2 protein-coding genes are annotated in these 7,303 nt (G+C 61.8%); both read right to left on the bottom strand.

Translation table 11 applies throughout. The annotated features are described in order from the left end of the window. Window positions 1-5,592 (bottom strand): Calx-beta domain-containing protein (locus tag VFZ66_05005; GenBank protein ID HEX6288526.1); only part of this gene is annotated, 5,592 nt, incomplete at its 3' end. Window positions 5,593-6,046: 454 nt separating this feature from the next. Beyond that, on the bottom strand, window positions 6,047-7,039 hold the full coding sequence (locus VFZ66_05000) for a hypothetical protein (GenBank protein ID HEX6288525.1): 993 nt from the start codon (window positions 7,037-7,039) through the stop codon (window positions 6,047-6,049). Window positions 7,040-7,303: the final 264 nt, after the last annotated feature.

Here is a 7,303-nt window from a genome sequence, read left to right as displayed (position 1 = left end):
CGCGGTGCCGTCGCTCGTGGCGTACTCCACCGTCACCGATTGCGCCGAGGCTACATTGAGCCGCACGGTGAGTGTCGCCGCCGCCGCATTCTCGCCCACACTCAACGTGCTGGCGCTAAACGTGATCGTATCGTTGGCGTTGATCGTCACGGTAGCCGTGGCGGGTGTGCCCAGCCCCGCATTAGCGGGATTACTCAAGCTCACCGTGAACGTCTCGTTTGCTTCCAGCAGCCCGTCCTCCAGCAGCGGAATGCTGATGGTCTTGCTGGTTTCACCGGGCGCGAATGTCACGGTGCCGCTGCTCGTGGTGTAGTCACTGCCCGCCGTCGCCGTGCCGTCGCCCGTGGCGTACTCCACCGTCACCGATTGCGCGGACGCCGCGTTCAAGCGCACCGTCAGCGTCGCCGCTGCCGCGTTTTCGCCCACGCTGTAGGCGCTGGCGCTGAAGGTGATCGCGTCGTTGCTGCTGATCGTCACGGTGGCCGTGGCGGGCGTGCCCAGCCCCGCGTTGCTCGGACTACTCAAGCTGACCGTGAACGTCTCGTTCGGCTCCAGCAGCCCGTCCTCCAGCAGCGGCACGCTGATGGTCTTGCTGGTTTCACCCGGCGCGAATGTCACCGTGCCGGTGCTTGTCGTGTAGTCGCTGCCCGCCGTCGCGGTGCCGTCGCTCGTGGCGTACTCCACCGTCACGGTAACTGCGGACACGGCGCTCAGCCGTACGGTGACATTGGCAGCGGCTGCGTTCTCGCCCACACTCAACGTGCTGGCGCTGAAGGTGATCGCGTCGTTGCTGCTGATCGTCACGGTAGCCGTGGCGGGCGTGCCCAGCCCCGCGTTGCCTGGATTACTCAGGCTCACCGTGAACGTCTCGTTCCCTTCCAGCAGCCCGTCCTCCAGCAGCGGAATGCTGACGGTCTTGCTGGTTTCGCCCGGCGCGAATGTCACCGTGCCGGTGCTTGCCGTGTAGTCGCTGCCCGCCGTCGCGGTGCCGTCGCTCGTGGCGTACTCCACCGTCACCGATTGCGCGGACGCCGCGTTCAAGCGCACCGTCAGCGCCGCCGCTGCCGCGTTTTCGCCCACGCTGTAGGCGCTGGCACTGAAGGTGATCGTATCGTTAGCGCTGATCGTCACGGTGCCGGTGGTAGGTGTGCCCAAGGTGGCGTTGCTCGGACTACTCAGGCTCACCGTAAACGTTTCGTTCGGCTCCAGCAGCCCGTCCTCCAGCAGCGGAACGCTGATGATCTTGCTGGCTTCGCCCGGCGCGAATGTCACCGTGCCGGTGCTTGTCGTGTAGTCGCTTCCGGCGGTCGCCGTGCCGTTGCTCGTGGCGTACTCCACCGTCACGGTATATGCGGACGCGGCGCTCAGCCGTACGGTGATATTGGCAGCGGCTGCGTTCTCGCCCACGCTGTAGCTGCTCGCGCTCAGAGATACAGCGGGAGGAGCGTCGTTATCCTGAATCGTGACCGTCGCTGTAGCAGGCGCTTCGATAATGAGATCCTTAGATGTCGTGAGCGCCAGGCGGAAGGTTTCTTCAGGCTCGTCATTTACATCATTCCTGATTGGTACGCTGATGGTCTTGCTGGTTTCGCCCGGCGCGAACGTGAGCGTCCCACTCGCAGCGGTATAGTCGCTGCCCGCCATCGCCGTGCCGTTACTCGTGGCGTAGCTGACCGTTACCGGATAGCTCGCGGCAGCACTGAGGACCGCGCCGAACGTCACGCTGCTCGTAGACTCATCGACGCTTGCCGCTGCCGTCGACAGGCGGACGCATAGATCTTCGCCCTGGGGCGGACATGAGGGATTGGCGGTTGCGCTTATAAAGTCAACCGTTGTCGTGCCGCCCGGCATGTTGAGCGTCGCGCTGGTGCCCTGGCTGACCTTCGTTCCGTTTGCCAGGATGCGCCACGGAGCCAGGGAGGCATTAGCCGAGATCGAGATGGTGTAGGTTCCGCTGTTGACCGGCGGGAACTGGTACGCGCCGTTGATATCCGTCACGACCGATCCCAACGTGCTGAGAGTAATGGTCGCATTGGGCACCGGCTGTCCGCCATTCGTGACCGTGCCCCGGATCATTGCGGCAGGCTCGAATGTATTCCACTGGTAGGCAGCGGTGGTATATGCCTGGATGCGTCTATCGGAGACGGTGTTGGAATAAACATGCAGGTCGCGAAGCTGGTATTGACCATCGACGCCATGCGCGTGGATCGAGCGCCCCTCGAAGCGGAGCGAAACCTGTCGCACGCCAGGGCTAAGCGTTTGTGATCCCGAAGTCCAGGCGATCTCGGCGCCTGCGCTGTCGACGATCCGACCATTGAACGTGTAGGTGGCAGCCGATGGGATGACCACCTCGACATCGATGATCAGATGCTCAAACAGGCCGTTTCCGTTCGCGTCGACGGCGCGATCGGTGAAGTTGCCCGTGATCAGGCCAGTCGATTGGAACTGCGTCACCTGATAGGCGCTCGTCTGATGAGCCTCGACCATGCTATCCAGAGCCGTGCCGTCGAGCTTGCGCAGGCTGAGCGACACGAGACGATACGGGCCGTTCGCGCCGTGCTGACGAATCGCGCCGCCATCGAAGTTGAGATTGACGGTCGCGGCTCCGGCGCTCAGCGTGCTCTCGGTTGTTGCCGAGGTCACAAAGCCGCCATTGCTATCCAGCAGCGATCCCGAAATAGCGTAGGCTCCGGCCTCTCCCACCTGCACGCCAACGGCGATCTGAAGCCGATTGAATAGGCCATTGCCGTCGCTATCGATCCCGCTGTCGGCGAAGCTGCCGGTCAGCGCTGCGGCTGGCTGCTCGAAGCTGCCGTAGAGATAGCTGCCGGTCGTCTGCTGAAGGTCCATCAGATCATTGCCGCCAGCGTCGGCGAGGACCAGGGCCATACTGTACGGGCCGTTCACCTGATGGCTGTAGATGGCCGGGCCGCTGAACTGAAGCATAGCGGTACGTGTCGGGTTGGTCGCATCGACTGTCACCGTCGTCTCAGCCGTAGCGATGAGCGCATCGGCGCTGTCTTTGAGCCGCCCGTACAGCGTATAGGTTCCCGCTACCAGGCTCGAAACCTCCGCCGCGACGGTCAGCGTCTCGAATTGACCGTTGCCGTTCGTATCCGTGCCCTGATCGCTGACGGTGCCCGTCAGGTAGGCGGCAGGTCGCTGGAAATCAGTGAAGCGGTATGCTGCCGTCGTGTGCGTTTTGACGGAGGGATAGTACGGATCGCTGACGCTGATATAGACCGTGTACGGCCCGTCGGCGCGGCTGGCTGAGATGCTCTGACCGGCGAAGCTCAGATCGACCTGCTGGCTACCGGCTGCAACCTGGAGGGTTTGCTCGGCGGTGTCAAGCAGCGACTCGCCGGCAAAGATCTGCGCCGAGATCGTCGCGGTGCTCGCCACTGCGGCATTCAGGGTTGCTGTAACCCGCAGGTGCTCGAAGCCCGGCGTCGCGTCGGCATTGATCCCCTGGTCCGTCACCGTCTGCACCGCCACGAGCGGCCCCTGGAAGGACTGGGGATTAGAGGCGCTCGTCGTGAAGCTGCTGGTATCAAGCACCGTGCCGGTTTCATCGGTCAGCTCAAGCATGACCGTGTACGGGCCTGCCGCGTTGAAGGTACGAAGATCATAGCCATTGAAATAGACCGAGAGCGTCTGCTGGCCTGACGGCAGATCGACCGTGGTCAGCAGCCCGCTGATCAGTAGCTCCGGTCGAACGCTGCCGAGCGCGATCGCCTCACCGTTCGGCGCGGCCAGAATCGCCGTCACGCCAAAGGTCCCGGCCTGGGTCACGTTGAGCGGAACATTCACGCGAAGCTGCTCATACAGCCCGTTGCCGTCGGTATCCACGCCCTGGTCGGTGGGCGTACCGGTGAAGCTCCCCGCTGCGGCGGCGATGCTGCTCAGCGTGCTGGGATTGGAAGGAACGCTCAGCGTATTGAACGTCTCGTACTCATAGATCGACCAGCCGTTGATCTGGCCCATGTTCGGACGCAGCAGGGCTTTTGCGGGCGGCTGCTGCAACGTACGGCAGCGAATGCGTCCGCTCTCCACGCCGTCGATCTTGCAAAAGAGATTACCCTCTTTGCCCGCGTTCGTGTTAGGCCCTACCAGCCCAAAGGTTGGATCGTAGAACCGACCGTTATAGGTGCCGTACTGATGATTGCCAAAGACCCAGCGGTCGAGCGCCGAGCCGACGGGCCGCGCGTTGCCGCCGCCTTCCAGCGCCCTGCGCGTCGAGGTCATAAAGCCGCGCGGCGGGCGATATTCGTCCGTGCTGGTGGTAATGCCCAGGCTCCCGGCGAGCACGCGCCACACATCGCGGAAGACGAAACAGTCGCTCCGCTTGCCCGCGCCATTTTCCAGCAGCGTGATCGCATCATCCTTGAAGGGATTTCCCGCGTAGTAGCCATAAACCCAGCCGAACGGGTTGGCGTACTCGCGCGTATTGATCGCCTCAAGAATCTCGACCTCGGTCTGCTTCCCGGCAGCCCAGCCCAGGGAAGGATTGCTCGAATCAAGGGCAACATCCAGCCACGCGGCCTTGGGCTGGCCCGTGGCGATCGAGCCGCCGTTGCTGTTGGAGACAGAGCCGACGGGTGTGTCCAGCAGCACGTAGAGCGGATGGCTGCGCACCTCGGTTCGCAGGAGCTTATCCTGATCATAGATCTCCAGCGTCACCCGCAGCGTGTACTTGCCGACCTTATCGGGAAGCTTCACCGTGATGTCCTGCTCCCAGCCGGTGAGCTCCTGCACGCCGCCGGAGTTGACGCTGCTACCCTGGATCTCCCACTGGTATTTTACTTTTGGCTGCCAGGTTGGACGCCCGCCAGTGGGCCAGGTATCGAGCTTGTACTTATAGGTAAACTCGCCCGCTCCCCGGATTTTGCCAGCGATCGGATCGTTGGGATCGGCGTTCGGATCGACCGCGCCGCTGGCGGTAAAGACCGTCTTCCAGATGGTATCGGAGATCACATCGTCGGTTTTGCCGCGCTTGATCGTCACGTCGTCCAGCGCGTTGGCCTCAAGCTGCGCGATGTTGAAGTCGATCTCAACCTCGGCCCAGTCGACCTCTACCGCCCAGCAGCCGGTTCCCAGCGTATCGATCTGGACCTCGAACATGTTTCTGCCGGGGTTGAACGCGGTGCCTGGCACATCCACCGTCACCAGCCGCCACTCGTCGTTAGCGCCTGTGAGATCGGTGAGGAAGGTGCCGTTGAGATAGAGCTTGTCCACCTCAGGCTGGCAGCCATCGCCACCTGCGCTATCGATGTCATAGACGTTCAGCGTGACTTTGGCTGACTTGCCGGGAGCGACCTTATAGCCCTTCAGGTCGATCTCGAAATTAAGCGGGCTACTGTCGGCATAGAGGTATTGATCGAGATCGAAGCCGTCGTTGACACGGAATGTCACCTTCGGCAGGTTATGGGTAACGATCGTATCGCCGATCGCGGCAGCGCCGAACTCCGCGCTGCTCTCCGGCTGCGGTCGGCGCTGTGGCCGATCGTTGGGCGAGTCCCGCCGCGATGGCCGAATCGGCTTCTGACTCTTAGGCTCCGGCGGCGGTGTGGATGTTGCACTCAACGTTGTCATCGGCTGCATGAGATGACTAAGCGCAACCAACACCACCACGATGAGGGCGAGATACCTGTATTGTTTCATGATTGTACTACCCTCCTCGCACCATCAGCGCTTATGCTAGCGCTGTTCTGCCGCAAAGAGAAAAATGGTGATGACCAGATCGAAGGAATTTCGTGCTACAGCGAATGCAAAGATGACAGAGCCAGGCGATCGTTTGGCGGGTATGTCGATCGCGTGTCCAGAGCACCACGATGAACGTGCGAGGCTTCACGTGGATCTGGACCGAGGGATGCGCGCAGGGCGTGATGAATCAAACCCTTACGGGCATATCCTGAGATTTTGTTTCAACGATCATCGTGCTAGGCCTACGGAGTCAATCCACAGGCGGCTGCTGTAGGGGTAACAAACTGGCGGCTGAAGGCGAGATCAACCGCGACGAAAGACGCGATGCTCCGGTAGTGGCGAGTCACCTCCTTTGAAAGTCATCCGCGCGGTAGGCAGCAGTTGTATGTTCCGTGCTACTCGTGTAGGTGGCGTCGCGGACGGTGAGGTACACGGTATAGGGGCCATCGATCCGGCTTCGGGCCAGGGCTTCGCCCGCGAAATCCAGATCGAGCCGCTGGCTGCCAGCCGCGAGTTGAACGGTCTTCTCGGCTGTGCCAAGCGCTGTATCGCCGCCGAAGACCTGCCCATCGAGCGAGACAGTGGTCGCGGCCAGCAGCTTGACGTTTAGCGTGACGCGGAGCTGCTCGAAGCCGGGCGTGGCGTCTGTGCTGATGCCCTGATCGGCGATGCTCTCGATCTCTACCAGCGCTCCCTGAAATGTCTGAGGCTCGCCCGCCGGTACGGGGAAGCTCGTACTGGCAATCGTGGAGCCTGCAAGATCGGTTAGCTCAAGGCTGACCGTGTACGGATCTGCCGCGCCCAAAGCGCGAATATCTGCGCCGCTGAAATAGATGGTAAGCTTCTGGATGCCAGGGGTGAGATCGGCGATCGTCAATGGCGCGCTGCGGTTGGCATCGGGCGTGAGGCTGCCCATCGCGATCAGATCGCCGTTTGCCGTGGTGAGCAACGCCGTGACGCCGACGGTGCTCGCCTGGGTCGCGCTGACCTCGACATCAACTCGTAAATATTCAAACAGCCCATTCCCGTCGGCGTCATCTGCATGATGGCTGGTTGTGCCGGTGAAGGTGATCATGCCTGCGGCCGCGGCTCCCTGGGTTTCGCTCGTTTGAGTGGGCTGGACGTTCGCTTGTGCTGCCTGTACCGGTTGGGTTATCTCGACCGCGCGCTGCGTGGGCGCTCCCGGTAATCCGCACGCGGCAAGCATCACCAGCGCAGCGACGTGGAGCGGCAAAAAACGGAGCCGATCGGTTGCAGGTGAGATGAGCGATCGGCTCGCGGGCTGTAGCGCGTACAGCATGGCGACGAGTAATTTGATCGGCCCGGTGGTAGTCATCGTAATGCTCCATCATGGTCTGGGCTACCGCTATGAATGAGGATAGAGCTGTATGTGAGACGGGTTCTGTACCCTACCAGGATCTCGTTAAGGATGAATGCTAAGACACTGAGTTTATCGGGATGCCCAGGGCTGATCCAAATGCTACATTACCATATTGGGGGGCCGATTGAGCAACGTACCTGCTCCCGCACGTGTGCAGGCGCGTATCATCGCATGAGAGCGAGAAAACCAGTTCCGAGATCAAGAACCTATTGATTGATA

This window comes from Herpetosiphonaceae bacterium (assembly GCA_036374795.1).
Classification (GTDB): Bacteria; Chloroflexota; Chloroflexia; order Chloroflexales; family Kallotenuaceae; genus LB3-1.
Note: the sequence above shows the minus strand (reverse complement) of the source record. Positions and strands in the feature narration are given on the sequence as shown.